We start from the raw sequence: 26,999 nt of genomic DNA on the forward strand, positions 1-26,999 counted from the left end.
GCCGGCCGACCGTGGGGAAAAGCCCTACGGCGTTGTCGGTGTGCTGACGTACCCTGGAAATCGCCAGGCCGCCCTCGTGGCAGGCGAGACGCATCCGGGAGGACGTAGAGGCCCTTCGGGCCGGCCTATGACTCAGACACCCACCGCTCAGACACCCGCGCAGGGACCGGCACGAGCCCAGATCACCGTTCCCGCCCAGCACCCCATGGTGACCGTGCTGGGATCCGGCGACTCGCTCCTGCGCGTGATCGAGAAGGCATTCCCGGCGGCCGACATCCATGTCCGGGGCAATGAGATCAGCGCGGTCGGCGACCCGGCGGAAGTCGCCCTGATCCAGCGCGTGTTCGACGAGATGATGCTGGTGCTCCGCACCGGGCAGCCGATGACGGAGGACGCAGTGGAACGCTCGATCGCCATGCTGAAGGCGAGCGAGGCAGGGACGAGCGACGGCCAGGAGACCCCGGCCGAGGTGCTGACACAGAACATCCTGTCCTCACGCGGCCGCACCATCCGCCCGAAGACCCTCAACCAGAAGCGCTACGTCGACGCCATCGACAAGCACACCATCGTCTTCGGCATCGGCCCCGCCGGCACCGGCAAGACCTACCTGGCCATGGCCAAGGCAGTCCAGGCCCTCCAGTCCAAGCAGGTCAACCGCATCATCCTCACCCGCCCTGCGGTGGAGGCGGGCGAGCGGCTCGGCTTCCTCCCCGGCACGCTCTACGAGAAGATCGACCCGTACCTGCGACCGCTGTACGACGCCCTGCACGACATGATCGACCCGGACTCGATTCCGCGGCTGATGGCGGCGGGGACGATCGAGGTGGCGCCGCTGGCATACATGCGGGGACGCACCCTCAATGACGCCTTCATCATCCTCGACGAGGCGCAGAACACCAGCCCCGAGCAGATGAAGATGTTCCTCACCCGCCTCGGCTTCGACTCGAAGATCGTGATCACGGGTGATGTGACGCAGGTCGATCTGCCCGGTGGGACCAAGAGTGGTCTGCGGCAGGTGCAGGAGATTCTGGAGGGTGTGGAGGACGTCCACTTCTCGCGGCTGTCGTCGCATGACGTCGTCCGGCACAAGCTGGTGGGCCGTATCGTCGACGCGTACGAGCAGTACGACGACAAGCACGGCACCCAGAACGGCGCGCACAAGGGGCAGAGCCGGGGCAAGGCCGGGCACAAGGGGAAGTAGAGACCAGCAGCACCATGTCGATCGACGTCAACAACGAGTCCGGAACCGAGGTCGACGAGCAGGCGATCCTCGACATCGCCCGCTACGCGCTCGCGCGGATGCGCATCCACCCGCTTTCCGAGCTCTCGGTGATCGTCGTGGACGCCGATGCCATGGAGCAGTTGCACATGCAGTGGATGGATCTGCCGGGGCCGACGGATGTGATGTCGTTCCCGATGGACGAGCTGCGGCCGCCGTCGAAGGACGACGACGAGCCGCCGCAGGGCCTCCTCGGTGACATCGTGCTGTGTCCCGAGGTGGCCGCCAGGCAGGGCGCGGAGGCGCCGACGCGGCACTCCATGGACGAGGAGCTGCAGTTGCTCACCGTCCATGGTGTGCTGCACCTGCTGGGGTACGACCATGAGGAGCCCGACGAGAAGGCCGAGATGTTCGGTCTGCAGGCGGCGATCGTGGATGGCTGGCGGGCGGAGAAGGGCCTGACCGGCCCGTCCCCGGCGCCGACTGTGTCATGACCCCGCAGCTTGTGCTCGGCGCGATCGCCCTGGTCGTCGTCGCGTGGCTGGCCGCGTGCGCGGAGGCGGGCCTGGCGCGTGTGTCCAGCTTCCGTGCCGAGGAGGCCGTGCGTACGGGGCGGCGCGGCAGTGCCCGGCTCGCTCAGGTCGCCGCCGATCCGACGCGTTATCTGAATGTGGCGCTGCTGGTGCGGGTCGTCTGTGAGATGGCGGCGGCCTCGCTGGTCACGTATGTCTGCCTGGAGGAGATCGACGGGACGTGGCAGGCGCTGCTCGCCGCGATCGGTGTGATGGTGCTGGTGTCGTATGTGGCCGTCGGTGTCTCGCCGCGCACGATCGGGCGTCAGCATCCCCTGAACACGGCCACGGTGGCGGCGTACGTCCTGCTGCCGCTGGCCCGTGTGATGGGCCCCGTCCCGTCGCTGCTGATCCTCATCGGTAACGCGCTGACGCCGGGCAAGGGCTTCCGCCGGGGCCCGTTCGCCTCCGAGGCGGAGCTGCGGGCGATGGTCGACCTCGCCGAGAAGGAGTCGCTGATCGAGGACGAGGAGCGCCGTATGGTGCACTCGGTGTTCGAGCTGGGCGACACCCTCGTGCGGGAGGTCATGGTGCCGCGCACCGACCTGGTCGTCATCGAGCGCTACAAGACGATCCGCCAGGCCCTCACGCTGGCACTGCGTTCCGGTTTCTCCCGGATACCGGTGACCGGGGAGAGCGAGGACGACATCGTCGGCATCGTGTATCTGAAGGATCTGGCCCGTAAGACGCATGTCAGCCGGGACGCGGAGAGCGAGCTGGTGTCGACGGCGATGCGCCCGGCGGCGTTCGTGCCCGACACGAAGAACGCGGGCGATCTGCTGCGTGAGATGCAGCAGGAGCGCAACCACGTCGCCGTGGTGATCGACGAGTACGGCGGCACCGCGGGCATCGTCACCATCGAGGACATCCTGGAGGAGATCGTCGGTGAGATCACCGACGAGTACGACCGGGAGCTCCCGCCGGTGGTGGGGCTGGGCGAGGACCGCTACCGGGTCACGGCCCGCCTGGACATCACGGACCTGGGCGAGCTGTACGGCCTGGAGGAGTACGACGACGAGGACGTGGAGACGGTCGGCGGTCTTCTCGCCAAGGCCCTGGGCCGTGTCCCCATCGCCGGCGCGTCCTCCCTCGTCGACCTCCCGGACGGGCGCGCGCTGCGGCTGACCGCGGAGGCCGCGGCCGGTCGCCGGAACAAGATCGTGACCGTGCTGGTGGAGCCGACGGTGCCGGTCCCCGCCCAGGAGAAGGAGCCGGAGTGACCCCTCAGCAGTTGCGCACCCTCTGTCTCTCCTTCAACGCGGCCGAGGAGGACTTCCCCTTCGGTCCGGACGTCTCCGTCTTCAAGGTGCTCGGCAAGATGTTCGCCCTGAGCTGGCTGGACGCGCGGCCCTTGAAGGTCAACCTCAAGTGCGACCCGGAGGACGCGGTCCGGCTGCGCGGCGAGCACCCGGAGCTGATCACCCCCGGCTACCACATGAACAAGCGCCACTGGAACACGGTCACCGTCGACGGCGAACTCCCGGACCGCCTGATCCGGGAACTCGTCGAGGACTCGTACGACCTGGTCGTCGCGGGCCTGCCGCGCGCGGAGCGGCTGCGGCTGGACCGCCCCTGAGCCGACCACACGGCCGGGCAGACCTTCACCGGGCGGAGACCGGCCCCATAGGGAACCGGGTGATCCTTGTGCTTCTGAGTGTCCGACTCCCGTATCGTCGCTTCGGTGACCGAGGCGAGTGTGGCGGACAGGACGTATATCCCCGCATCTGATCTTGAAGAGCTGATCGAGGCGTTCGGTATCGGCGAGGTGCTGGATCGACAGCATCTCGCCGACGGCCTGATGAATGTGAACTGGCGGCTGGACACCACGGTCGGGAGGTTCGCGCTCAAGCGGGTCACGGACGTGCCGCTCGATCAAGTGCGTCGCAATCTCGGTGTCCTCCCCTTCCTCGCCTCGCACGGCGTCCCTGCCTGTGCTCCGCTGTCCACCGCTTCGGGTGATGTGGTGGCCGAAGTCGGCGGTAGTGGCTATTGCCTCTTCTCTTGGTCGGCCGGCGAGCACATTCGTGGAATCGACCTGCCCCTGCCGCAGACGTCCGAGCTCGGCGCGCACCTTGCGCGGCTTCATGCGGCGCTCGGCCGTGGCGCCGACGGCGCTGGGTTGCCCTCGGTGCCGGCCTCGGTCATCGCCGAGGTGGCGGATCCCGGGCGAGCCGTGCAGAAGGCAGATCGGCTTGCCGGAGTGGTGTCGGCCCGGGGGGCGGCCGATACCTTCGACGTGGCTGCGGGCGTTGCCCTCGAAGAGCGCAAGATCCTTTTCGACAAGCACGCTCACCTACGCCCCGAGGGTGACGTCCCCGCGGGCCCGCACGGCTGGACACACGGCGACTTTCAGTACCGGAACCTCCTCTGGGCGGACGGTGAGCTGGCCGCGGTGCTGGACTGGGACAGGCTGGGCGTTCGCCCGTACGCGGAGGAAGTCGTGCGTACGGCGCAGGTCCAGTTCGGAGTGGAGGGCGTGTTCGACCTGGAGCGGGTGTCTGCGTTCGTGGCAGGCTACCGGTCGGTGATCCCGCTGGAGGCCGCCGCACTGGTCGATGGTGCACGCCGACTGTGGTGGAAGCGGATGACCGACTTCTGGCAGCTCGAGTTCCACTACGACCGGGACGACCACTCCTGCGACGACCTGTTCATCGCCGACGAGGCACTTCTTCACTGGTGGACGGAGCGGCTCGACATGGTGGAGCGCGCGTTCGCCGGGGACGACCGGAGAGCGCGGCTCTGAGCAGCCGGAGTGATCAGCAAGCCTGTCGTGCGAGGTCTTCGAATGCCTCTCTTGTCATCGTGCCTTGCCCGGTCAGGACCTCGCCGACCGGTACCCCCGCAAGTTGTTGGGCGTCAAACGTCACTGAGCCGTTGTAGGCATAGGAGTCATCGGGGTCGCCGAACGCGAGCTCATACGAGTAGCCGGGTCGCAGGGTCTGCGGTCCCCGGATCTCGGCTGCCCATACTGAGGGCGGGGCGAAAAGCGGAAAGTCCGCAGCCTTGTGCAATCCGCGGGTGTCCCAGCCGATCCAGGGCTCTTCCTCCGTGTGCGCTTCTGGTGCGGTCTCCTGCGTCTCGTCCGACGTGGCCTCGTCCGTAGCGCGGACAGCAGTGCCGCGCAGCTCGGGACCACGTACCCGGCCATCGTCATCGCACGATCTCAGCAGCGCGTGTGCCGTGCCCTGCTGGTCCACGTACACCGCCGCCAGTGGTCGTGGCTCCGGTGAGCACCCCGCTGTGGACAGCATGATCGCGCCGCTCAACAGGGAAACGAGGCATGCTCGTGCTGTCGTGCCCGTCCGGCCCTTCACCAATCCGCCCTCCCGCCGTGATCTGCCTGGATCCCCAGCTTCCGGAGCTCGTGCAGGCACGACCGCGTGAACCGGACCGCCCGGCGCCGTGCTCTCATGCCCAGCGCCTCGTGGTCGGCACTACGGATCGTACGCACCCACGTCTCGGCCTCGGCTGTGCTGGGCAGGACGATCCCCGCGTCGCCGATGGCTTCGGGGATGCCGCCCCGGTCGGTTCCCATGGTCGGGACGCCGTGCAGCGCGGCCTCGATGATCACGCGCGGGAAGGCGTCTTCCACGGTGGATGGGACCAGTAGCAGCCGGTGACTGCGGTACAGGGGCCGCATGTCGTACACCCGGGGCACGTACGTCACGTTCGGGTGGGCGGCGAAGTCGGTGGCGGTGTCCCACCAGCCTTCGACCAGGGTGAAGTGCTGTTCCGGCATGAGTCGGATGAGCTGGTGCATGAGCTCGGAGCCCTTGGCAGGGATCGGGTTGATCATGAGTACGGACGCGGTGCGGGCCACGTCCGTGCTTGGCCCGGGCAGCGCGAACGGCGGGTACATCACGGCGAGGCGGGTTCCGGCGGCGCGGGGTGCGCGTGCCTGCACGAACTCCGACACGGCGAGCCCGTAGTGGGGTCGGCCGGCGAGGACGCCCAGGCCGGTGGCGGAGACGGAGTGCAGCAGGCCGGCGACGAGGGCGTTGGCCCGGGCCCGCGCGGCGATTTGCGCCGAGCCTTCCTGCGAGGTGAACACGATGTCGGGGCGGAGAGCCCCCAGCAGGCTCCCGAGCGCGTTCTCCACTCTGTTCTGTGTCAGTGCAGCACACTCGACCCCGTTCCACTGGTACCGCAGGGCGCCGCCTTCCTCGTCGTACGGGACGCGATGCGCGACCAGGTGGGCACGCATCCCCGGGAGCTGGGTGGCTCCGTTCCAGGGGGCCTCGTGCGAGCCGAGGTAGGTGACGTGCCAGCCCGAGGCGGCGAGTTCTTCGGCGAGCAGTTGTTGGGTGACCTCGGCGCCGCCGACGAGGAACGGGGGCGGCGTGCGGCGCCACGCGAAAAGGGCGGTGGGCATGGCGGTCACCTCGCCCAGTAGGTGACGAGGGCTTCCACGGCTTGGGCGACGTCGTCAGGGCCCGCATCGGCGGCCAGGACAGTGAGTTCTCGCGTCACGGGCCGGCGGGGCGTGTGGACGAAGTAGTCGCGGGCATGGTGGAGGAAGCCGGGCTCGTGGAGGAAGTAGTCGGACTCGGCCGCGGTGTGACCGGCGGTCTTCCGACGGAGGTGGAGAGCTTCGGCCGGTACGTCAAGGTAAAGGGTGTGGTCGGGGCGCAGGAACGGAAGTGCCTGGAGCCGGTCCCGCAGCTGGTGGTGGACGCCGTACCCGAAGAGGGCGTCCAGGGCGTACGCGTGGGCGAGGAGCGTGTCCACGGACCGGTCGAGGATGACGAGCACCCTGCCGCTCGCGGCGGCCTCGGCCACCCGGGTGGCCTCGATCTCCATGAACCTCTCGAAGGCGGCGAGTTGGGCCGAAGCCGAGTCGGTCCGGGCCGGAGGGACGTCGACACGGTGGGCGATGTGCTTGACGTAGCAATCCGAGATGAACGCTCGGTCGGCAAGCGCAGTGCGTCGCAGGTGGCGTGTCAGCGTGGTCTTTCCGGCGTAGGAGGGGCCTTCCAGGGCGATGATCAGCATGCCCGAGCCTCCATCCGGTAGAAGCGTTCGGCGTAGAGGCCGGCCCCGTCGACTAGGTCGGAGGCCGTTGTGAAGGCGTGCCGGATCGGCCGGTACATCTTCCGGGCCGGGTGCATCTGCGAGCCGTGCATCCGCAGGACGGTGACCTTGTCCAGGACGACACTGGTGACATCGACCAGCTCGGGCCGCATCGTCGCCGCCATGCGCTTCCGGAAGAGGTGCTGGTCGCAGCCGACGAGGGCGTACGTTGCCCAGAAGGCGAGATCCTCCCAGAACCAGGTGCAGCCGAGACGGACGGCCAACTCATGGACGAGCAGGTGGTCGGGATGGCGGGTGACTGCGGCCGGCGCAAGGAGTTCGGCGGTGGGACGGTCGGCGACGATCTGGCGAAGTTCCTCGGTGATCTGGTCGAGCAGCTCGGGGTCGTAGGGCCGGTACGGGGGCTCTGCGTCCTTGTGGCCGAGGAGGATCCGTCGTGCGGCGAACGGCGCCAGCGCGGCGGCGCCCTCGCGATCGCGCAGGTCGGACACGGTGCTGATGTTGGCGTACGCGGCCTCCAGGGCGGGGTGGACGCTGCGGGACCGGGTGAAGACAGTGACCACGGTCAGCGGTCTGGGGTGGGCGAGGAAAGTGCCCGAGGCGGACAGGGCGAAGTCGTCGTGGTGGGGTTCGATGACGAGGACGGGTCGACCGGCGGAGGTACGGGCCTCGATGTAGTACGGGACGCGGGTGTGGGGTGCGGTCACCTCCAGGACGCGGTGGTCGTGGGACCGGTGGCGGTCGGCGAGCTGCCGGTTCCACTGCTGGTGGGCGCGGTGCAGGTCGTCGGGGAAGGTGTAGATGCCGTGCCCATCCGGAACGGGCAGATCGACCCGGGGCATTGGCGACTTCACAGGGGGCTCCTTCGTCAGCGCACGGTGGTCTCGTACCAGTGGCGCCACATGCGGGGTGACCGGAGGCGCAGGCGGGCGGTAACGGGGTTCTGCCACCAGAGCATCCGGAGGCTCGACCACTGGTCGTAGCGGCGGGTCGACGGGCGTACACGCAGCTCGTCGAGGATCGTCACGGGCCGGCCGGTGGCCTGGCCGTGGGCGGTGAGGCGGGCGAAGAACTCCACGTCCTCGCTCATGAACAGGTCGTCCCGGTAACCGCCGATGTGGTGGAAGGCGTCGGCGGTGCAGAACTGGTTCACACCCTGGGCTCCGCCGCTCCGGGCGCGGTAATGGTCCCAGTAGGCGCACAGCATGCGGGCTCCGAGGCGTTCGGGCGTGTAGAGCGGAGGAATGGCGCCGCCGACGGCCCCGGCGTCCAGGGCGACAGCGGCGGCGGTGACGGCCTCCAGGGGCAGTGCCACGTCGGCGTCGGTGAAGAAGAGACGTCCGCTGCGGGCGGCATTCGCTCCGGTGTTGCGCACCCGGCCGATGTTGCGGGCGCTCTCGGTGACGACGCGGACCCCGAAGGAGGCCGCCATGTCGGCGGTGGCATCGGTGCTGGCGTTGTCGACGACGATCACCTCGCCGGTGTGGCCGGTGGTCTCCTCCCAGCGGATGAGGGAGGCGAGGACGGAGGGCAGGTAGAGGGGCAGGTAAGCAGCCTCGTTGTAGGCCGGGATCACCACCGACAGGGCAGGGGTGCTCATCGGTATGTCCTTTCCGGACGGGGTGCGCGGAAGAGGTGGGGGGTCCGCCGGCTCAGCTCGTCCAGACGGCCGGCCCACTGACTGCGGTCGTCTCCAGGTACCGAGTGCGCCCAGCAGCGCACCGTGTGGAAGACGGCCCAGGCCGCCAACTGGCTGCGGTCCAAGGGGAGGGGGTAAGCATGGGTGACCATGCGGGCCCGGGCGGAGGCGAGGGCGCCGGTCATGACCAGGGTCTGGGCCACGTCGGATTCGCGGGGGCCGACTGCGGCGTCGGTGAAGTCGATGAGGTGGCTCACTGCTTCAGAGCCGACGATCACGACGTTGTCGCCGTGCAGGTCGCCGTGGCACCACACGGAAGCCGCCGCAGGAACATCGGCGATGGTGGCGAGGGCGGGCCCGATGCGTTCCAGGGTGCTGAGCGGGCAGCGTCGTCCGAGCGAGGTGACCTGCTCGTGGAGCGGCCGGCGCGCGGCCCACGGCTGGACAGGCACCCGATGCAGGTGGCCGAGCAGGTCGCCCAGATCCCTCAGAGCCTGCTCGTCGCTCACCCGGCCGGAGCGCACGGCGCTGCCGAGGGTGAGCGGGCCGAGGTCGGCCGTGACGAGCGCCGTCGCCCCCTGCCCGGGGACCTGTCCGTACGCAAGCACGGCCGGTACGGCGACGTGGGCGGCCACGGCCCGGAGGGCGGCGGCCTCGGTGATCGCGTTGCGGCGTGCGGTGGCCGCGTACACCTTGACCACGACGCTCCGGCCGTCGGTCAGGAAAGCCCGGTATACAACCGTCCTCGACCGTGCGGACAGGCGATGTGCGACCCTGGCCGGAGCGCCGACCAGGCCGAGGCAGGTCCGCGAGACGGCGGCAGGTACGTCCAGGGTCACCACGCACCCGCCGGTTCCGCGCCGACGGCGCCCAGGCGGCGGACGTGCCGCAGGGTGCGCGACAGGTACCGCCGGTACTCGATCACGTCCTCGGTGGCGGGGCATTCGGCCTGCCACGGCTTCTCGGGACCGACGAAGTGCACGAGAGCCGCAGCCGGGTCAGGTCCGAGCGGCCGAGTGACGACCCGGCGCACCCAGTTCCCCCGCTCCAGGAAACGGGAGGTCTCGAATCGGTTGAAGCCGGCGGCAACCGGCCGCACCTGGCCGGATCGCAGGAGCCACAGGTTCAGGGCGTCCTGGTCGTTGTGGAGGATGTGGCGGCGGGCGTGGACCAGCGCGTACTTGACGCCTCGGCGGATGGTGGCCATGTGGTCGATGTGGATCCAGAGGACGCCCGCGTTGAAGTAGGGGCGGCCTCGCAGGTGGGGCCAGCGGTCATCGGCTCCCGGCAGAGCCGGGCATTCGCCGACGGCCGGGTTGAACTCGTCCCTGACGGCACCGGTCTCGTCCGGCGCCAGGGAGTTGAGCGGCTCGGTGATGTCTCCGCGCACGAGAACGTCCGCGTCCAGGTAGATCAGGTATGGCCTGCCGACGAAGCCCGGCGTGAACTCGAACCGCAGATAGGTGGTGACGGTGATGTACGAGGCGTCTGCCATGCGGCACGTGCGCAGCGGAGAGCAGCGGCGGATGTCGAAGGAGCCGAAGCCGGTCCGCTTGGCGAGGTCGGAGAGGAGGAGGGCCTGCGCCGGGGTGAGATCGAGGGTGAGCACCCGTACGGCCGCGTTTCGGCGGGCGGCCGACGTGAGGCTGTCGGCCAGGCCGGCGATCGTGGCGAGGCCAGGGACGAGGTAGCGCTGGTCGATGCAGAGGCCGAACGCGTACACGGGGGCTTCGCCTTTCGGACGTTGTGCACTGGTGACGGAGGAGGCGCGGGCGAACGTGGGGCTCACCAGTTGTCCCAGGCAGTTCCGGACGGAGCGAGGATGTCCAGGCTGTCGGGATCGGCGGTCTCCCAGTGGGATCCGCCGCCGGTCGGCGGTCGCAGCACCCAAACGGTGCCGTCGGCGCGGACGTCGGTGACAACCGCACGCCGTCCGCCGCCGTCTCGGACGAGGTCGCCCACCCACGCCCGCTGAGCGCTCACGGAGCGGTCCCTTCGTCGAGAGTGCCGGCCTGCCTGCCCCATCCGGAGGCCGCGTCCACGATGTCGCGGCGTCGGCGGGCCTGGCCGGACGTTCGACGCGCCGGGGTGGCGTTCGACGCGTCCGCGAGGAACCCTCCCCGATCGCGGAGGAGAACGCCGAGCGCGGCGAACTGGACAGCGTCGGAGGCGACATGTGCCGGACCGCTGACGACGACGCCCCGGATCATCCCGGCGGAAAGCGCGGCCGTGACGGCCCGCCAGCCCGGCCGCTCCATGAGCGGCAGCACCGGGTCGGGGTCGGACCAGACGCCTGCGACCCGCCAATGCCGGGCGTCGGCGTAGCGGCGGCCACGCTCCTCGCTGTCACCGAGGGCCGCGGAGTCGGTGGCGCAGGAGTAGACGGCAACGGGTACGTGCCCGATGCCTCCAGGTGGGTTGATCGGCATGCCCACAAGACTGCTGGGCAGTCGGGAGCGGGCCCAGGCACGGCCCATCGCAGCGGTGAGACTCCGTATGCGGCTCCGGTGTCACGTCCCATGGCAGCGGGCGCCGGCACGCCCGCTGGTGTACCACGCTCCGTAGCAGTCGGGCTGGTGGGGCACAGGCGGCTGCTACGGGGCGTGGCACTACGGGTCGTACGTCAGCGTAGTCCGAGGGGTACCCCCGCGGAGTTCGCCAGTCCTCGCAGCCGGTTGACGGACACGCCTGCGAGTCTGCTGATGATGACGCCGGGGAGCATCTGGTGGCGCACCCAACCAGGGGCAATGCCGCACACGGCCTGGAGTGTGTCCGCTGCGGCATCCCACCGTCGGCATTCCACGTGGGTGAGGGCGACGTCCAGGCCATAGCGGGCGCGGGTGGCCAGGGGCACGGTGTCGTCCAGCCGGACGGTGTCCATCAGGCGCAGCGCTCCGGCCGTGTCGCCGAGGGCCACAGCGATGCTCATCGCCTGCGTGGCGGCGTACATCGGTCCGTACGGCTGGGCGTGCGACCCTCGGGCGTGCTCGTCCCCGATGCGGGCGGCGACGGCGTGCGCCTGGGAGAGATACTCGCGAGCGTTGTCGGCACTCGCTCCACCCCGGGAGGCGGCCACGGCGGCGTTCGTGACGAGTTGCCCGTAGACGCTGAGCCGGTCCGGATCGTGCTCGCTCATCCTGGGCTCGATCCGATCGGCCTGCGCCGTGGCCAGGAGAAACCCTTGCTTGGTGCGCCCGTCCCGGAGATTGACCCACGCGGTGGTGGCCGCGAGGTGCGCGTCCCGGAGATCGTCCCCGCTCTGCGCGGCGATCTGGCGCCCGTACGTCAGCGCCGCATACGCCAGGTCCCGCGAGCCGAGCACATTGGCGGCCATGCCGGCTGTCTGGAAGGTATCCATCAGGATGCCGGCGGCGGCCTCCCGCTCGTCGAGCCCGGCGGCATCGAACCTGGCCCGCGCCTCGGGGAGGAGCTGGCCCAAAAGGGTGCCGAGCTCGGTGTACCGGCCTTCCCAGTAGGCGGCGTCCGCACGGCGCAGGACCGCGCGAAGCTCCTCGACACTGCCCGGTTCGACGTCGCCGGGGATGCCGGTAGCGGCATCGTGGGTGGCCGCGGACACCATGCGCAGCGCGGCCCGCTCATCACGGTCCATGGACCGACGGGGCGCCTGCTGACCGAGAAGCACGGCAATGTCGGTACCGAGCGAGTCGGCGATCGACAGCAGGGACGGCAGGGAAGCCGTACCACCCCGTTCCAGTTTGCGGACCACGCCGACGGACACTCCGGCGGCCTCGGCCAGCTGCTCCTGCGTCATGCCGCCGCGCAGCGCCTTCAAGCGCTCAGAAGTGGTGTACTCCGACCACTGCATGCCCCATGACCTCCGCGTGATGGGTCCCACACGGACAGTACTGACAGAAACGGCGGAGCCGACAGCCTTTGAATCAGACGGCGGTTGACCTCATGCGGCGAGCACCGCTGTGACGCCGAGGAGGGTCTCCAGCTCGGCAACGGCCGCGTCTTCGTCGGTGACGTGCACGGTGGCGATGCCCAGCTCGGAAGCCGGCGGAAGGTTGACCGCGTGATCGTCCGCAAAGACGCACCGCTCGGCGGGCAACGCGAGGTTTTCCAGAGCGAGTTGGTAGATCGCCGGATCGGGCTTGGCGATCCCGACCCGTTCGGATACGACGTGGACGTCGAAGAGGTCCCAGATGCCGATGTGCTCGTACGGGTTGAACGGGTCGAGGCCGAAGCTGTTGGACAACAGGGCGAGCCGGTGGCCGGCGGCCCGCGCCGCGCGGGCGAGTGCGATCATGCGGCGGGCTGCGGGCACGTCGGCCCAGGCTCGCCCCATCAGGTTCACCGGATCCACATGCGCTCCCAGCAGGGCCGCTGTGCCCACGTTCCACTCGGCCTGCCCGATCTCTCCGATCTCCAACGCCGCGTACAGGCGCCGCCCTTCGGGATGATCGTTGAGAGTGCTTCGCCACGAACCCGGAGCCAGCCCCTCCGCCACGCACCACTCACGGTGGACGGCGACGGGGTCAGCGGTGAGCACCCCGGCGAAGTCGAGGATCAGGCCGCGCTGCTCGTGTCCGTCGACGGTGGCAGTGCTCTGCGCCATGCGGTGACGTCCCTTCCGCGATGTGTTCTCACGGGGACGCTACCCCGCAGCGCGCAGCCGTCATGGTGAAGAACGTCCTGGGTGGGCAAGGAAAAGTCAGAAGCCCAGCTTGCGCAGCTGCTTCGGGTCGCGTTGCCAGTCCTTGGCGACCTTGACGTGGAGGTCCAGGAAGACGGGAGTGCCGAGCAGCGCCTCGATGTGGCGGCGGGACTTGATGCCGACCTCCTTGAGGCGCTTGCCCTTGGGGCCGATGATGATGCCCTTCTGGCTGGACCGCTCGATGTAGACGTTCGCGTGGATGTCGAGGAGGGGCTTGTCGGCGGGGCGGTCCTCGCGGGGCAGCATCTCCTCGACGACGACGGCGATGGAGTGGGGAAGCTCGTCCCGGACGCCCTCCAGGGCCGCCTCGCGGATCAGTTCCGCGACCATGACCTGCTCGGGCTCGTCCGTCAGGTCGCCCTCGGGGTACAGCGCCGGGCCCTCCGGGAGGAGGGGGATCAGCAGGTCGGCGAGCAGGCCGACCTGCTTGTCGCCGACCGCCGACACCGGCACGATCTCCGCCCACTCGATGCCCAGCTCCTTGCCGAGCTGGTCGATCGCGATCAGCTGTTCGGCGAGCGTCTTGGAGTCGACCAGGTCGGTCTTGGTGACGATCGCGACCTTGGGCGTGCGCTTGATCCCGGCCAGTTCCTTGGCGATGTACCGGTCGCCGGGCCCGATCTTCTGGTCGGCGGGCAGGCAGAAGCCGATCACGTCGACCTCGGCCCATGTGGTGCGTACGACGTCGTTGAGCCGCTCCCCGAGCAGCGTGCGCGGCTTGTGCAGCCCCGGGGTGTCGACGAGGATCAGCTGCGCGTCGGGCCGGTGCACGATGCCCCGTACCGTGTGCCGGGTGGTCTGCGGACGGTTCGAGGTGATCGCCACCTTCTGCCCGACCAGAGCGTTCGTGAGGGTGGACTTGCCGGCGTTGGGCCGCCCCACGAAGCAGGCGAAGCCGGCGCGGTGCTCGGCCTCGGCCGGCTGCTGGGATGTCTCGGTGCGAACGCTCATGGCGCCCATTCTCCCTGATCCCCAAGGCACCGCCGTACCGGCCGCCCACGGTGAGCTTCCGGAAACCCGACGGCAACGAAACGTCACGGAAACACACCCGTACGCCACCGGAAAGGCACGCCGGTGACGCTCTGACGAGCCCCCGCACCGTTGGAGATCACCGTGACGACCGTGACCCTCGCCGCCGCGAGCGTCGACACCGGCGACACCGCCTGGCCGCTCGCCGCCACCGCCCTCGTGCTGCTGATGACCCCGGGCCTGGCCCTCTTCTACGGCGGCATGGTCCGTACGAAGAGCGTCCTGAACATGCTGATGATGAGCTTCGTGTCCATCGCGCTGGTCACGGTCGTCTGGCTGGCCTGCGGATACTCGCTCGCCTTCGGTGAGGACGTCGGCGCCGGGCTCATCGGCGGCCTGGACTTCGCGGGGATGTCCGGTATCGGCCCGGACAGCGTGCAGGGCACGGTCCCCACCCTGCTCTTCGCGACGTTCCAGCTCACCTTCGCGATCATCACGGCCGCGCTGGTGAGCGGTGCGATAGCCGACCGGGCGAAGTTCAGCGCGTGGATGGTCTTCGTGCCGCTGTGGGCGCTGCTCGTATACGTTCCGGTGGCGCACTGGACCTGGGGGCCGGGTGGCTGGATCTCGACCCGTCTCGGTGCCCTGGACTTCGCCGGCGGTCTCCCCGTCGAGATCACCTCCGGCGCCTCCGGCCTGGCCCTCGCCCTGGTGCTGGGCCCGCGGCTCGGCTTCAAGAAGGACGCGATGCGGCCGCACAACCTCCCGATGGTCATGCTGGGCGCGGGTCTGCTGTGGTTCGGCTGGTTCGGCTTCAACGCCGGCTCGGCCCTCGGCGCGAACGGCCTGGCCGCCGCCGCGTTCCTCAACACGCTCGCCGCCGGCTGCACCGGCCTGCTGGGCTGGCTCTTCGTCGAGCAGAAGCGCGACGGCCACCCCACCACGCTGGGCGCCGCGTCCGGCGCGGTCGCCGGTCTGGTCGCGATCACCCCGTCCTGCGGCTCGGTCTCCCTGCTCGGCGCGCTGGTCGTGGGCCTCGCCGCCGGCGCGGTCTGCTCGTACGCCGTGAGCTGGAAGTTCAAGCTGAACTACGACGACTCCCTGGACGTCGTCGGCGTCCACTTCGTCGGCGGTGTCATCGGCACCCTGCTCATCGGTGTCTTCGCCGAGAAGGCCATGACGGGCGGCGTCGAGGGCCTCCTGTACGGCGGCGGACTCACCCAGCTCGGCAAGCAGGCGGTCGCCGTCGTCGCCGTGGGGGCGTACGTCTTCGCCGTGACGTACGGCCTCGGCAAGCTGATCGACAAGACGATGGGCTTCCGGGCGAGCGAGGAGCAGGAGCACACCGGCCTGGACCTTACGGTGCACGCCGAGACCGCATACGATCACGGCGTCCTGGGCCATGGAGCCCCGGTCACCGCGCACTCCGTCGTCCCCACCGCCCAGAAGGTCAAGAGCCAGGCATGAAGCTCATCACCGCGATCGTCAAGCCGTACCGCCTCGACGAGGTCAAGACCGCCCTGCAGGAGCTGGGTGTGCAGGGTCTGACCGTGAGCGAGGCCAGCGGGTACGGGCGGCAGCGCGGCCACACCGAGGTGTACCGGGGTGCCGAGTACCAGGTGGATCTGGTGCCGAAGGTCCGTATCGAGGTCGTCGTCGAGGACGCGGACGCGGATCCGGTGATCGACGCGATCGTCAGGGCCGCGCAGACGGGGAAGATCGGGGACGGGAAGGTGTGGGCGCTTCCGGTGGAGACGGTCGTCCGGGTACGGACCGGTGAGCGCGGCCCCGACGCGCTCTGACCAGGAGTACTCCTCCTACGATCCCGGCGGCGAAGGCGAGCGCCAGCAGCAGCCACGGCAGGGTCAGGAAGGAGGCGCTCGCCTGCTCCCGGGTGTCCTTCGCGGTGGCGGTCAGGGTCACCTCGCCCCAGTCCAGATTGGGTGCGTCGCGCCAGGGCTCGCTGAGGCGGACCTTCTGGCCAGGCAGCAGCTCGGCGGGGATCTTCGTCAGCTCGCGGGCGAGGAGCGTACGGCCGAACAGGCCGTGTGCCTTCAGCTCCACCTCGGGGTCGAGGGTGATGTTGCCGGTGTTGCGCAGGGTGTAGTGGATCGTCGCGGTGGAGTCGCCGAGGCCGGGGAGGAGCGGTCGGTCGTGGGAGATCCGTACGTCCTCGATGCTGAGCGCGGGCAGGGCGGGGCCGCTGACCTGGAGATACACGCGGGCGCCGACGGCCTGCCGGATGCCCAGCGCGACCCCGCCGGAGCCCTTCGACACCCGTTCGTCGAGGGCGACGATCGCCCCGGGGTGGTCGCCGGGCTCGGCGTCCTCGGGCACTTCGAGGGTGAAGGGCACGGTGACGGAGCCGTGCCCGGGCACGGTGATCCGTTCCTTCGCGGGCCGGGCCCAGGCGCCCACGCCCCGCATCGTCTCCTCCTCGGCGCGTACGGCGAAGCCGCCGTCGCGCGGGGTGTTGTAGGCGTCGGCGGCGTACAGGCGGAAGGTCAGCGGGTCGGCGGTCTTGTTGGTGACGACGACCTGGTCCTCGATGGTCTGGCCGGGGTCGGCGGAGACATGGAAGTACGGCCGCGCGGCGACGGCCGAGGAGACGGGGTGCACGGACCAGCTGCCGTTGTCGGCGGCGTGGGCGGGGGCGGTGAGGAACAGCGCGGGCAGGAGCAGGCTCAGGAGGAGGACGTACGGCTTGCGCATGGGTGCGGACCCCCGGACGGCATCGGGCAGGTCGGGCGGGTGCGGACCCCGGGTTGCGTGAACGGCGGGGCGCCCGGCCTGCGGTGACGGTCTGTCAGGTGAGGGTGAGGGTCAGGACGCCGGCGTAGCCGCCCGGGGGCGTGAACGCCGGTACGTCGAGGGAGAGCTGGGCGTCGGCGGTGAACTCACCGCCGGTGAGCGCGGCGTCGGGGGCGGACGCCAGGGTCGCTCCCGCGCTGCCCACGGTGCCCGCGGAGCCGGCCTGGCAGGTGCTCGGGCTGCCCGGCTTGGTGGCGCACGCGGGGGTCCAGCTCAGTTTCCCGGCGGCGATGCTGGCGCCGGGTCCGGTGAAGTCGGTGACCTTGCCGGTCAGGGACCAGCCCGCGGGCCCGCCGCGGAAGTCCTTCACGGTCACGGTCCGCAGGGCTCCGGTGGAGGCGCCGCCCTTGCCGAAGTCGACGGCGGAGAGGGCGACCGCGTCACCGGCCTGGGACATGGACAGCGTCCCCGCCTTCACGGTCGTCGTCAGCTTCTGACTGTTCGCCGGTACGGGTGTGTCGTCGATGACGACGTACGCGGCGGGTCCGGCGCCCTTGTCGGAGCTCCATGCGCCGCCCTCGTACGCCACGACCCCGGTGGTGGTGAGGTCGTTGACGACGAGCGGGCCGCTGAAGGCGCCCTGGGCGTCGGCGGTCACGGTCGCGGTGTCCGCGGTCTGGGTGGACCCGGAGCGGCCGGCGAGGGTGACGGAGGCGCCCGGGGTGAAGTGGCTGCCGGTGACGACGACGCTCGCGCCGGGGTTGCCGGAGGCCGAACTCAGCGAGATCGCCCGGGTGTTGGCGGGCGGGTTGTCGGCGGCGGTGATCGTCTCCGACACCGGGGCGGGCGGGTTGGTCACCGTGCAGGGGGTGTCGAGTTCCAGGAGGTAGCTGGTGTGGATGTTGTAGTCGCCGGGCGAGAGGGTGATCGCGCCGGGCGCGGTGACGGTGAAGGTGCCGGTCATGGAGAAGGACGGGAAGGGTGCCCGGCCGGGCACCGGGTCGTTCTTCTGCGGTCCGGCGACCGTGACGGCGCCGGTCTGCGCGCCGCCGAGGGTGACCTTGCCGGTCGGGGTCATGATGTCGGCGGGCAGGGCCAGGTCGGTGGGGTTGCCGGCGGCGGGCGTGACCACGGTGTAGGTCACGGCGACGGTGTCACCGACCTTGGGGCTGGCGTTGTCCACCTCGATCCTCGCGGTGGTGGTGCCGTCGATCGGCGGGAGGCCCGCGATGGGCGGCGGGATGCAGTGCGTGGGGAAGTCCACGTTCACGGGGGCGGCGCCGGCCGGGGCCGCCAGCACACCGCCCGCGGTGACCGCGAGCGCGGCCGCCCCGAGCAGCGCCGCACAGCGCCGTCTCCGGGATCTTCGGGGTGTCGAACCCATGGTGTCCCCTCCTGAGGGATGCGGGCGCAGCGGCTCTTCTGCGCCGACGGGGGTCATTGACGTGGAGGGGAGGTGAGAAGTCAATGGAGATGCCGCAGGAAACTGATGGAGTGTCAGCTTCTGCGGCAGCAGGCGGACCGACGCCCGGGGGATCAGTCGAAGACGAACGGGCCCGGCGACTGCGGCCCGGTCGCCGTGCATGTGACGGTGATGCCCCAGACGACCATCTTCAGCGACCCGCCGTTCATGTCCAGGCTGTCGCCGGAGGCCACGGTCCCGTTCAGCGGACCGACGGTGATGGGGGCACCGACGGGCATCGCGGGATTGGCGGTGCCGGTGAAGGCGACGCTGCCGCCGCCCGCCTTGGCCATGGTCAGGGTGGAGGAGATCGAGTTCGCGCCCAGGGCGATCGGTGCGGTGATCGCGGTGGAGCTGAGGGTGAGGGTGGCGGCGGTGCCGTTCTGGGTGGCGGTGAGGGTGGCCTGGCCGCCGCCGAAGATGCCGCAGTTCGCGGTGATGGTCGCCGCCTGTGGGGTGACGGCGTGAGCGGTGGGCGCGAGGGCGAGTCCCGCCGCGGCGAGCCCTCCCGCCACCATGGCCGCACCTGTTGTGATTCGCTTGCCTCTCATGGGCTTCCGGCTCCTTCCCGGATCCTGCGCGTATCCACGGCCGTCGGCCCGGGAGGGGTGGGTGCGGTCACCTGCCGCCCGAGCCATATCTGACGGTCCGTCGGAACCAATGGCTCCATTGATACGCCGATGATTGAACCCGGCAAGGTTGAATTCCGGCCTACTGTGCGGACCCCGCCGGAACGGTCAGCTTCACGGTGCCGTCGGGCCCGGCCAGCAGCACCGGCGTGTCCGGCCCGCCCAGATCAGCGACGGCGGCCCGGTCCTCAGCGGCGACCTCCGCCTCCTCACCGACCACCGCGGCCGCCTCCAGCGACTTCGCCCCGGACGCCACCGCCATCGCCACAGCCGTCCGCAGCGCACTCAGCCGCAGCGACGGCAGGTCCACCGACCCGGCGACATACGTACGCCCCGTGTCGTCCCGCACGGCCGCCCCCTCGGGCACACCGTTACGGGCCCGCGCGGAACGGGCCAGGGTGACGATCTTGCGGTCCTCGGGATCAAGCGCGCTGCTGTCGGTCATGCCCCGAGCATACGTAGCCGAGGGACCGAGAACCCGCTCGCCCTGCTGCGGGAATCCACCCGGCCGTCCCGGAGGGAGCCGGCGCCATGGAGTCCGCCGCCGAGAGAACCAGGGGGACCCCGTGACTCCCGGTCAGCGCCTCGTACGGTTCCCGTCCCGGGCGCCGACGAGGACGAAGTCCCGGCAGGTCCGGCAGGTCCGCCAGGTCCGCCAGGTACTCGGTCGCGAGTGACCGGCTCTCCTCGGCGGTGAACGTCCGGCAGTCGCGCCACCACGGGGTGCCCAGCAGCAGCCGCAGGAGCTCGGGCAGGCCGATCACGACGAGTGCCGCGCGCCCTTCCGAGTCCGCGAACAGGACCGGGCGTTCCTCGCCGCCTTCACCGCGGAAGAAGTAGGCGCCGCCGGCGCCCCCCCAGCACGGCACTCGAGACGTCCTCGACGTGGTCGGCCCGGTCCGGGTCGAAGTCGCCCGTCCCGGCGAGGAAGCGAGCGGCCTCGACCTCGTCGCGCACAGCGCTGATCAGCGATCCCATGCGCCGCACCCCGAGGCACGCGCAGAAGCGCTCCGCCGACGATCCCCCCGGGCGTCAGTCCACCCCCCGGATCCGCCCCACCAGCACCGCCCCCGCCAGCCCGATCCCCGCCGCCACCAGATACAGCATCCGGTAACCGCCGAGGTGGGTCACGAGCGGGGCGGCCAGGGCGGGGGCCGTGACCTGGGGGAGGGCGTTGGCCACGTTGATGATGCCCAGGTCCTTGCCGCGGTCGAGGGCCTTGGGGAGGACGTCGGTCATGAGGGCGAAGTCCACGGAGGTGAAGACGCCGAAGCCCAGTCCCAGCAGCGCCGCCGCCACGAGCGCGCCCGGCCAGGTCTGCCAGGAGGCCAGCAGAGCCGTGGCCGCCGCCATCAGCAGACCGGACCAGACCACGAAGGGCTTGCGGCGGCCCACCCGGTCCGACCAGACACCGGAGACCACGACCGTCGCCAGCAGGGTCAGGCCGTTCACCGCCGTGAGGATCAGCACGCCCTCCTCGGGGTCGTCGTAGTGCAGGCGGTCCCGCAGGTAGTAGAGGAGGTAGAGGAGCACCAGCGCGTTGCTCAGGTTGATCAGGAAGCGGGTCAGCCAGGCCCAGCCCAGGTCGGGATGGCGGCGCGGGCTCAGCCAGAACCCCGCCGCGAAGGTACGCCAGGACCAGGGCGGGCGGTCGGCCGCCGGCAGGCGCAGGTCCCTGTGGCGCAGGACGTACGGCAGGACACCCACCAGCGTGAACACCGCGCACGCCGCATAGCCGGCCCGGATGCCGCCCGCCGCCGTCGCCAGACCAGTCCCGCCGACCACGCCCAGGATCTGGGCCGCGCCCAACCAGCCGCCCACGGCGCCCCGTTGCAGCCGGGGCACCCGGTCCGGCACGGCCGCCGTCACCGCCGCGAAGGCCGCGTTCAGCGCCAGCTGGACCAGGCACCAGCCGGCCGTCATGGTCCACACCCCGCCCGCACCGGCGAGCAGCAGCAGGGACAGGGCTCCGCCCGCCGCCCCGGCCACGATCCACGGCGTACGGCGGCCCCAGCGGGAGGTCGTCCGGTCCGACAGGGCGCCGAAGAACGGGTTGGCGGCCAGGGACACCACCGCGCCGATCCCCGTGACCCAGGCGAGCATCGTCTCCTTGGACATGCCGGAGCCGGGGGCGAAGTCCTCCGCCTGGGACGCCAGCAGGAGCTGCAGCGGGCCGAACCAGCCCACCCAGATGGCCCCGTTGGCGAGGGCGAGCGACGCGGTCCAGCCCCGGCCGACCCGTTCGACCGGTTCCGCCAGCGCGTCCGGCGTTCCCAGGGTGGTCATCCCTGGGCTCTCAGCAGCTCCCGGTACCAGCCGTACGACGCCTTGGGCGTCCGCTCCAGCGTCCCGAAGTCCACATGGACCAGCCCGAAGCGGCGGGCGTACCCCTCCGCCCACTCGAAGTTGTCCATCAGGGACCAGACGAAGTAGCCGCGCACGTCCACGCCCGCCTCGACGGCGCGGTGGAGCGCGCGGATGTGGCCGTCCAGGTAGGCGATCCGGTCCTGGTCGTCGAGGCCCTCGTACGAGCAGCCGTTCTCGGTGATCACGACGGGCGGGAGCCGGTCGCCGTAGCGGTCACGGAAGCCGGTGAGGAGTTCCGTCAGGCCCTCGGGGACCACCGGCCAGCCGAAGTCCGTCACCGGTACGCCCTCGATCTCCCGCACGGAGAAGGGCAGCTCGGCGGGCATCCGCACCCCGCCGAAGTCGATCTCGGTGCCCTGGGGGGCGCCCACGCGGGTCGGCGCGTAGTAGTTGATGCCGTAGAAGTCCAGCGGCTCCGCGACGACCTTGAGGTCGCCCGAGACGTCTCCCGGCATCAACTCGCCGATGCCCTCGGGGTATTCGCCCAGCAGGACGGGGTCGGAGAAGAGGCGGTTCAGCAGCAGGTCGTAGAAGCCGGCCGCGTCGACGTCCGGCTGTTCCCCGGACGCCGGCCAGGTCGGCCCGTGCGAGTTGGCGATGCCGATGTCCGTGGCGCCGGCCGCGCGCAGGGCCTGGACGCCGAGACCGTGGGCCAGCAGCTGGTGGTGGGCGACCGGCAGCGCGTCGAACAGCAGCTGCCTGCCGGGCGCGTGGGTGCCGAGGGCGTGGCCCAGCAGGGTGTGCTCGGCGGGCTCGTTGAGGGTGATCCACTTGTTGACGCGGTCGCCCAGCCGCTCGGCGACCACCGACACGTGCTCGGCGAAGCGGGACGCCGTGTCCCGGTCCAGCCAGTCGAGTGACACCGGCAGGTCCCAGTGGAAGAGCGTCGGCACCGGCCGTACGCCCGCCGCGCACAGCTCGTCCACCAGGCGGTCGTAGAAGTCCAGGCCGCCCTCCGAGCGCACCCTGGGCCAGGAGACCGAGAAGCGGTACGCGCCCACGCCCAGGTCGGCCAGCAGGGCCACGTCCTCGCGGTAGCGGTGGTAGTGGTCGCAGGCCACGGCCGCCGTGGAGCCGTCCTTCACCCGTCCCGGCTCGGCCGTGAAGGCGTCCCACACGGAGGGTTCGCGGGTGTCCGCCGCGCCCTCGATCTGGTGGGCGGACGTGGACACGCCCCACAGGAAGCCGGCCGGGAACTGGGGGAGGGGGTTCATCGCCATGCGCGGATCATCCGTACCGTCGGTAACGGAAGTCAACGCCCTGGCGTGAAGCGTGAGTTACGCCCCTTCCTGCGCCCCCTACCTACGCCCCTTCCTTCAGCACCCTCGTGATCAGCTTCCGCTGCTCGTCGGTCAGCCGCGGATCCGAGCAATAGACGGTCTTCCCGTCCACCGTGAGCTGGTAGGTGAAGCCGTCCGGCACCCCGACCGGCGGGGTGCCCCGGCCGGCGGCCACCGCCCGCTCGGCCAGGGTGTGCCACTCCTGCGCGTCGGGGCGCCCGGAGGTCTCCACCTCCGCATGGCGCTCGATCCCCGCGAAACCGCCCGTGCGTCGCACCTGAATCCGCATGGGTCCTGTCTAGTACCAAGTCACGGGATCCGCACCCCGACCTGCTCCCACGCCTTCGCCACGGCCTGGAACTCGTCGCCGCCGTCCCCGAAGCGCTCACGCGCCGCCTGCACGGTCAGCTTGGCGAAGTCGGTGAACAGGGCCCGCTCGGCGAGCTCGCCGCCGGTCAGGACGTCGTACCAGATCTGTCCCGCCTTCTCCCAGGCGTGGCCGCCGAGTGCGGTCGCGGCGAGGTAGAACGCGTGGTTGGGGATGCCGGAGTTGATGTGCACGCCGCCGTTGTCGCGGCCGGTGCGCACGAAGTCGTCCATGGTCGCCGGCTGCGGGTCCTTGCCGAGGTCGTCGTCGTCGTACGCGGTGCCCGGTGCCTTCATGGAGCGCAGGGCCTGGCCGGTCACGCCCGGGGCGAGCAGTTCGGCGCCGATCAGCCAGTCGGCCTCGGTGGCGGTCTGGCCGAGCGTGTACTGCTTGATGAGGGCGCCGAAGACATCGGACATCGACTCGTTCAGGGCGCCCGACTGGCCGTAGTAGGTGAGGTTGGCGGTGTACTGGGTGACGCCGTGGGCCAGTTCGTGGCCGATGACGTCGACGGGCAGGGTGAAGTCGAGGAAGATCTCGCCGTCCCCGTCGCCGAACACCATCTGCTCGCCGTTCCAGAAGGCGTTGTTGTAGTCCCGGTCGTAGTGGACGGTGGCGTCCAGGGGCAGGCCGTCGCCGTCGATGGAGTGGCGCCCGTACGCCTGGAGGAAGAGGTCGAAGGTGGCGCCGAGGCCGGCGTAGGCGCGGTTGACGGTGGCGTCCTGGCCGGCCTCCTCGCCCTCGCCGCGCACCTTGGTGCCGGGCAGCCGGGTGCGGTGCTCCGCGTCGTAGATGGTGCGCAGCGGCTGGTCCGACGGTGCCTTCGCCGCCGGGGCCGCCGCGAGCCGGAACTCGGTGGTCACCTGGCGCCTGCCGCGCAGCTCGTTGTCGCGGGCCAGGGTGCGCCGGGCGGGTCCGGAGAGGGCGGGGTCGTCGTTGCGGGCGAGTCTGTCGAGGACGTGGGGTGGGACGACGGTGCAGAAGACGGGCTCATGGCCCCCGTTGGTGGTCATGCCTGGCACCCTTGCACTGAGTGATACTCCTGTCACCAGTCGCAACCATGATTGGTGAAATGGGCCGACTTGCGGCCGTCAGGCAGGCCGCCGAGTGGTATGCCGAGTGGTATGGCGCACTTTTTGTCCGCTTTGTTCGCGCGGTCCCGCATACTGATACAGGCCCGCGCGCACCGGTCGCCTTCGCTAGGCTGCGGAGCACCATGCGTTTCGGGCTGCTTCTCCTTAGCTGCCGCGGCGAGGGCCTGTAGTCGAGGCCGACTCCCTCCCCGCGGAGCCTTGGCGTTGCGTCGTCGGCCGTCCTTCCGGACACCCTGAGGAGCCTTCGCACCATGGCGAACCGCCAGCAGCCCAGCCCCATGCCGATCCACAAGTACGGCCGGTACGAGCAGGTCGACATCCCCGACCGCACCTGGCCGCAGCAGCGGATCACCGCCGCTCCCCGCTGGCTCTCCACCGATCTGCGGGACGGCAACCAGGCCCTGATCGACCCGATGTCGCCCGAGCGCAAGCGCCGGATGTTCGACCAGCTGGTCAAGATGGGCTACAAGGAGATCGAGGTCGGCTTCCCCGCCTCCGGCCAGACCGACTTCGACTTCGTGCGCTCCATCATCGAGGAAGAGGGCGCGATCCCGGACGACGTGACGATCTCCGTACTGACCCAGGCCCGCGAGGACCTGATCGAGCGGACCGTCGAGTCCCTGAAGGGCGCCAAGCGGGCCACCGTCCACCTGTACAACGCCACCGCCCCGGTCTTCCGCCGGGTCGTCTTCCGCGGCTCCAAGGACGACATCAAGCAGATCGCCGTCGACGGCACCCGGCTGGTGATGGAGTACGCGGAGAAGCTGCTGGGCCCGGAGACGGAGTTCGGGTACCAGTACTCGCCCGAGATCTTCACCGACACCGAGCTGGACTTCGCGCTGGAGGTCTGCGAGGCGGTCATGGACGTCTGGCAGCCCGGCCCGGGCCGCGAGATCATCCTCAACCTGCCGGCGACGGTCGAGCGCTCGACGCCGTCCACGCACGCGGACCGCTTCGAGTGGATGGGGCGCAACCTCTCCCGCCGCGAGTACGTGTGCCTGTCCGTCCACCCGCACAACGACCGCGGTACGGCGGTGGCGGCGGCCGAGCTGGCGCTGATGGCCGGCGCCGACCGTGTCGAGGGCTGCCTGTTCGGGCAGGGCGAGCGCACCGGCAACGTCGACCTGGTCACCCTGGGCATGAACCTGTTCTCCCAGGGCGTCGACCCGCAGATCGACTTCTCCGACATCGACGAGATCCGTCGTACGTGGGAGTACTGCAACCAGATGGAGGTCCACCCGCGCCACCCGTACGTGGGCGACCTGGTCTACACGTCCTTCTCCGGCTCCCACCAGGACGCCATCAAGAAGGGCTTCGACGCGATGGAGGCCGACGCGGCCGCGCGCGGCGTCACCGTCGACGACATCGAATGGGCGGTCCCCTACCTGCCGATCGACCCGAAGGACGTCGGCCGCTCCTACGAGGCCGTCATCCGCGTCAACTCGCAGTCCGGCAAGGGCGGCATCTCGTACGTCCTGAAGAACGACCACAAGCTGGACCTGCCGCGCCGGATGCAGATCGAGTTCTCCAAGCTCATCCAGGCCAAGACGGACGCCGAGGGCGGCGAGATCACGCCGAAGGAGATCTGGGCGGTCTTCCAGGACGAGTACCTGCCGAACCCGGACAACCCGTGGGGCCGGATCCAGGTCAAGAACAACCAGTCGACGACGGACACGGACGGGGTCGACACCCTGACCGTCGAGGCCACCGTCGACGGCCGGGACACCGTCCTGACCGGTTCCGGCAACGGTCCGATCTCGGCCTTCTTCGACGCGCTGGAATCCATCGGCATGGACGTACGCCTGCTGGACTACCAGGAGCACACCATGAGCGAGGGCGCCTCCGCGCAGGCCGCCTCCTACATCGAGTGCGCCATCGGCGACAAGGTCCTGTGGGGCATCGGCATCGACGCCAACACCACCCGCGCCTCCCTGAAGGCGGTCGTCTCGGCCGTCAACCGCGCCGCGCGCTGACCATCCCGGCCGGCGGTTTCGGACCCCGCTCGCCTGTATACGGCGGGCGGGGTCCCGTCGTATCTCGGCCATATGGATGTGCAGGTCACGGACAGGTCTCGCCCTGGGTGCTGACTCGGCGTCCAAGATGTGGCTAACATCACGCAAGCGCGGCGATGTTGCCGCGTGGTTACGGAGGTGCGACGTGCTGCCAGTACGGGGACGAGACGGTCGTGCCGCCAGGCGTGCGCGCTTCCTGGGCACCCGCACCGCGTGGACGCCGGTGGGCGACGGGGAGTTCTTCTGCCCCGGCTGCGGAGGCGACCGCAACTACCAGCGGCTCACCGGCCGCCGCCGCCTCACCCTGCTCGGCGTGCCCGTGCTGCCCCGCGGCGAGACCGGGCCGGTCGTGGAGTGCGCGGCCTGCCGCCGCCACTTCGGTACCGACGTCCTCGACCACCCCACCACCACCCGCTTCGGCGCGATGCTCCGCGACGCCGTGCACACCGTCGCCCTCGCGGTGCTCGCCGCGGGCGGCAGCTGCGCACGCCCGGCCCTGGAGACGGCCGCCGCCGCGGTGCGCCTCGCCGGGTTCCAGGACTGCACGGAGGAACAGCTCGCCACGCTCGTCGAGGCCCTGGCCGCCGACACGGGCCGCGCCTACGGCGAACCCTGCGGCCCCGGGCTGGCCATAGAGCTCCACGAGGCCCTCGACCCGCTCGCCCCGCACCTCGCCCCCGCCGGCCGCGAGTCGATCCTCCTCCAGGGCGCCCGCATCGCCCTCGCGGACGGCCCGTACACCCCCGCCGAACACGAGGTCCTCGGCACAGTGGGCGCGGCGCTGACCATCCGCGCGGACGACGTGACCCGGTTGCTGGCGGCGGCCCGGACACCGTCGTAGGGGGCATGTCTGGAGGGCTCCCCGGCGCCGGGGCCGGGGGCCGGGTCGGGAAAGGCGTGTGACCGTCCCGACTCAAAGGGGCGCGGGG

Annotated in this window: 30 protein-coding genes; 9 read left to right on the top strand and 21 right to left on the bottom strand. The window is 70.5% G+C overall.

The window, feature by feature from the left end:
* Window positions 1-127 precede the first annotated feature (127 nt).
* The 5 genes from ACH5AC_RS10995 to ACH5AC_RS11015 all read left to right on the top strand — a co-directional run bounded on the left by ACH5AC_RS10995 (window position 128) and on the right by ACH5AC_RS11015 (window position 4,534).
* On the top strand, window positions 128-1,201 hold the full coding sequence (locus tag ACH5AC_RS10995) for a PhoH family protein (protein WP_398861406.1): 1,074 nt from the start codon (window positions 128-130) through the stop codon (window positions 1,199-1,201).
* A 14-nt stretch (window positions 1,202-1,215) separates the two neighbouring features.
* Window positions 1,216-1,713 (top strand): rRNA maturation RNase YbeY, encoded by a 498-nt coding sequence (gene ybeY, locus ACH5AC_RS11000; RefSeq protein WP_398861407.1) that lies wholly within the window; start codon window positions 1,216-1,218, stop codon window positions 1,711-1,713.
* Window positions 1,710-3,011, top strand: coding sequence for a hemolysin family protein (locus ACH5AC_RS11005; protein WP_398861408.1), 1,302 nt, complete (start codon window positions 1,710-1,712; stop codon window positions 3,009-3,011). The genes ybeY and ACH5AC_RS11005 overlap by 4 nt, the downstream gene beginning before the upstream one ends.
* Window positions 3,008-3,367, top strand: a complete 360-nt coding sequence (locus tag ACH5AC_RS11010; RefSeq protein ID WP_398861409.1) for an MmcQ/YjbR family DNA-binding protein — start codon at window positions 3,008-3,010, stop codon at window positions 3,365-3,367. Before ACH5AC_RS11005 ends, ACH5AC_RS11010 begins: the two co-directional genes overlap by 4 nt.
* A 105-nt stretch (window positions 3,368-3,472) precedes the next feature.
* Complete coding sequence (locus ACH5AC_RS11015) at window positions 3,473-4,534, top strand: phosphotransferase (protein ID WP_398861410.1); 1,062 nt, start codon at window positions 3,473-3,475, stop codon at window positions 4,532-4,534.
* A gap of 13 nt (window positions 4,535-4,547) precedes the next feature.
* Here ACH5AC_RS11015 and ACH5AC_RS11020 read toward each other — a convergent pair whose 3' ends face one another.
* The 12 genes from ACH5AC_RS11020 to era all read right to left on the bottom strand — a co-directional run bounded on the left by ACH5AC_RS11020 (window position 4,548) and on the right by era (window position 14,099).
* The gene (locus ACH5AC_RS11020; RefSeq protein WP_398861411.1) at window positions 4,548-5,057 is read right to left on the bottom strand and encodes a hypothetical protein; all 510 of its coding nucleotides are present in this window, start codon (window positions 5,055-5,057) and stop codon (window positions 4,548-4,550) included.
* Between the two features lie 44 nt (window positions 5,058-5,101).
* Entirely contained in the window at window positions 5,102-6,163 is a 1,062-nt protein-coding gene (locus ACH5AC_RS11025; protein ID WP_398861412.1) for a glycosyltransferase, read from the bottom strand.
* Between the two features lie 5 nt (window positions 6,164-6,168).
* Window positions 6,169-6,783 (bottom strand): hypothetical protein, encoded by a 615-nt coding sequence (locus ACH5AC_RS11030; RefSeq protein WP_398861413.1) that lies wholly within the window; start codon window positions 6,781-6,783, stop codon window positions 6,169-6,171.
* On the bottom strand, window positions 6,777-7,664 hold the full coding sequence (locus ACH5AC_RS11035; protein WP_398861641.1) for a PIG-L deacetylase family protein: 888 nt from the start codon (window positions 7,662-7,664) through the stop codon (window positions 6,777-6,779). The genes ACH5AC_RS11030 and ACH5AC_RS11035 overlap by 7 nt, the downstream gene beginning before the upstream one ends.
* Before the next feature lie 26 nt (window positions 7,665-7,690).
* On the bottom strand, window positions 7,691-8,422 hold the full coding sequence (locus ACH5AC_RS11040; RefSeq protein ID WP_398861414.1) for a glycosyltransferase: 732 nt from the start codon (window positions 8,420-8,422) through the stop codon (window positions 7,691-7,693).
* Window positions 8,419-9,300: a phosphotransferase gene (locus tag ACH5AC_RS11045; protein ID WP_398861415.1), complete on the bottom strand. Its 882-nt coding sequence runs from the start codon at window positions 9,298-9,300 to the stop codon at window positions 8,419-8,421. Before ACH5AC_RS11045 ends, ACH5AC_RS11040 begins: the two co-directional genes overlap by 4 nt.
* Complete coding sequence (locus ACH5AC_RS11050) at window positions 9,297-10,184, bottom strand: glycosyltransferase family 8 protein (protein WP_398861416.1); 888 nt, start codon at window positions 10,182-10,184, stop codon at window positions 9,297-9,299. The genes ACH5AC_RS11045 and ACH5AC_RS11050 overlap by 4 nt, the downstream gene beginning before the upstream one ends.
* A gap of 62 nt (window positions 10,185-10,246) precedes the next feature.
* A complete protein-coding gene (locus ACH5AC_RS11055) occupies window positions 10,247-10,444 on the bottom strand; it encodes a hypothetical protein (RefSeq protein ID WP_398861417.1) in 198 nt (65 codons plus the stop codon).
* A complete protein-coding gene (locus ACH5AC_RS11060; protein WP_398861418.1) occupies window positions 10,441-10,890 on the bottom strand; it encodes a hypothetical protein in 450 nt (149 codons plus the stop codon). The genes ACH5AC_RS11055 and ACH5AC_RS11060 overlap by 4 nt, the downstream gene beginning before the upstream one ends.
* 194 nt (window positions 10,891-11,084) lie before the next feature.
* The gene (locus ACH5AC_RS11065; protein ID WP_398861419.1) at window positions 11,085-12,287 is read right to left on the bottom strand and encodes a helix-turn-helix domain-containing protein; all 1,203 of its coding nucleotides are present in this window, start codon (window positions 12,285-12,287) and stop codon (window positions 11,085-11,087) included.
* A 90-nt stretch (window positions 12,288-12,377) separates the two neighbouring features.
* Window positions 12,378-13,040, bottom strand: coding sequence for an HAD-IA family hydrolase (locus ACH5AC_RS11070; protein ID WP_398861420.1), 663 nt, complete (start codon window positions 13,038-13,040; stop codon window positions 12,378-12,380).
* Window positions 13,041-13,136: 96 nt separating this feature from the next.
* Window positions 13,137-14,099 carry a GTPase Era gene (gene era, locus ACH5AC_RS11075; RefSeq protein WP_398861421.1) on the bottom strand — a complete coding sequence of 321 codons (963 nt, stop codon included), beginning with the start codon at window positions 14,097-14,099 and terminating at the stop codon, window positions 13,137-13,139.
* Between the two features lie 162 nt (window positions 14,100-14,261).
* Between era and ACH5AC_RS11080 the strand changes: the two genes are divergently transcribed.
* On the top strand, window positions 14,262-15,575 hold the full coding sequence (locus tag ACH5AC_RS11080) for an ammonium transporter (RefSeq protein WP_398861642.1): 1,314 nt from the start codon (window positions 14,262-14,264) through the stop codon (window positions 15,573-15,575).
* Window positions 15,572-15,910 (top strand): P-II family nitrogen regulator, encoded by a 339-nt coding sequence (locus ACH5AC_RS11085; protein ID WP_398861422.1) that lies wholly within the window; start codon window positions 15,572-15,574, stop codon window positions 15,908-15,910. Before ACH5AC_RS11080 ends, ACH5AC_RS11085 begins: the two co-directional genes overlap by 4 nt.
* Here ACH5AC_RS11085 and ACH5AC_RS11090 read toward each other — a convergent pair.
* The 9 genes from ACH5AC_RS11090 to ACH5AC_RS11130 form a co-directional block, all read right to left on the bottom strand.
* The gene (locus ACH5AC_RS11090) at window positions 15,804-16,820 is read right to left on the bottom strand and encodes a WxL protein peptidoglycan domain-containing protein (RefSeq protein WP_398861423.1); all 1,017 of its coding nucleotides are present in this window, start codon (window positions 16,818-16,820) and stop codon (window positions 15,804-15,806) included. The two genes, ACH5AC_RS11085 and ACH5AC_RS11090, sit on opposite strands and share 107 nt — an antisense overlap.
* 94 nt (window positions 16,821-16,914) lie before the next feature.
* The gene (locus tag ACH5AC_RS11095; protein ID WP_398861424.1) at window positions 16,915-18,243 is read right to left on the bottom strand and encodes a beta-xylosidase; all 1,329 of its coding nucleotides are present in this window, start codon (window positions 18,241-18,243) and stop codon (window positions 16,915-16,917) included.
* Window positions 18,244-18,395: 152 nt separating this feature from the next.
* Window positions 18,396-18,872, bottom strand: a complete 477-nt coding sequence (locus tag ACH5AC_RS11100; protein WP_398861425.1) for a hypothetical protein — start codon at window positions 18,870-18,872, stop codon at window positions 18,396-18,398.
* A 160-nt stretch (window positions 18,873-19,032) separates the two neighbouring features.
* Complete coding sequence (locus ACH5AC_RS11105; protein WP_398861426.1) at window positions 19,033-19,395, bottom strand: cytidine deaminase; 363 nt, start codon at window positions 19,393-19,395, stop codon at window positions 19,033-19,035.
* Between the two features lie 377 nt (window positions 19,396-19,772).
* A complete protein-coding gene (locus tag ACH5AC_RS11110) occupies window positions 19,773-19,928 on the bottom strand; it encodes a hypothetical protein (protein ID WP_398861427.1) in 156 nt (51 codons plus the stop codon).
* A gap of 54 nt (window positions 19,929-19,982) precedes the next feature.
* Window positions 19,983-21,236, bottom strand: coding sequence for an MFS transporter (locus ACH5AC_RS11115; protein ID WP_398861428.1), 1,254 nt, complete (start codon window positions 21,234-21,236; stop codon window positions 19,983-19,985).
* On the bottom strand, window positions 21,233-22,537 hold the full coding sequence (locus ACH5AC_RS11120; RefSeq protein ID WP_398861429.1) for a GH1 family beta-glucosidase: 1,305 nt from the start codon (window positions 22,535-22,537) through the stop codon (window positions 21,233-21,235). The genes ACH5AC_RS11115 and ACH5AC_RS11120 overlap by 4 nt, the downstream gene beginning before the upstream one ends.
* Window positions 22,538-22,619: 82 nt before the next feature.
* Window positions 22,620-22,886, bottom strand: coding sequence for a protealysin inhibitor emfourin (locus ACH5AC_RS11125; RefSeq protein WP_398861430.1), 267 nt, complete (start codon window positions 22,884-22,886; stop codon window positions 22,620-22,622).
* 20 nt (window positions 22,887-22,906) lie between these two features.
* Window positions 22,907-23,977, bottom strand: coding sequence for a M4 family metallopeptidase (locus ACH5AC_RS11130; protein WP_398861431.1), 1,071 nt, complete (start codon window positions 23,975-23,977; stop codon window positions 22,907-22,909).
* Between the two features lie 332 nt (window positions 23,978-24,309).
* Here ACH5AC_RS11130 and leuA point away from each other — a divergent pair, with 332 nt between their 5' ends.
* The gene (gene leuA / locus ACH5AC_RS11135) at window positions 24,310-26,031 is read left to right on the top strand and encodes a 2-isopropylmalate synthase (RefSeq protein ID WP_398861432.1); all 1,722 of its coding nucleotides are present in this window, start codon (window positions 24,310-24,312) and stop codon (window positions 26,029-26,031) included.
* A 184-nt stretch (window positions 26,032-26,215) separates the two neighbouring features.
* On the top strand, window positions 26,216-26,911 hold the full coding sequence (locus tag ACH5AC_RS11140; RefSeq protein WP_398861433.1) for a TerB family tellurite resistance protein: 696 nt from the start codon (window positions 26,216-26,218) through the stop codon (window positions 26,909-26,911).
* Window positions 26,912-26,999 lie beyond the last annotated feature (88 nt).

This window comes from Streptomyces sp. NPDC018693 (genome assembly GCF_044391385.1).
Lineage (GTDB): Bacteria > Actinomycetota > Actinomycetes > Streptomycetales > Streptomycetaceae > Streptomyces.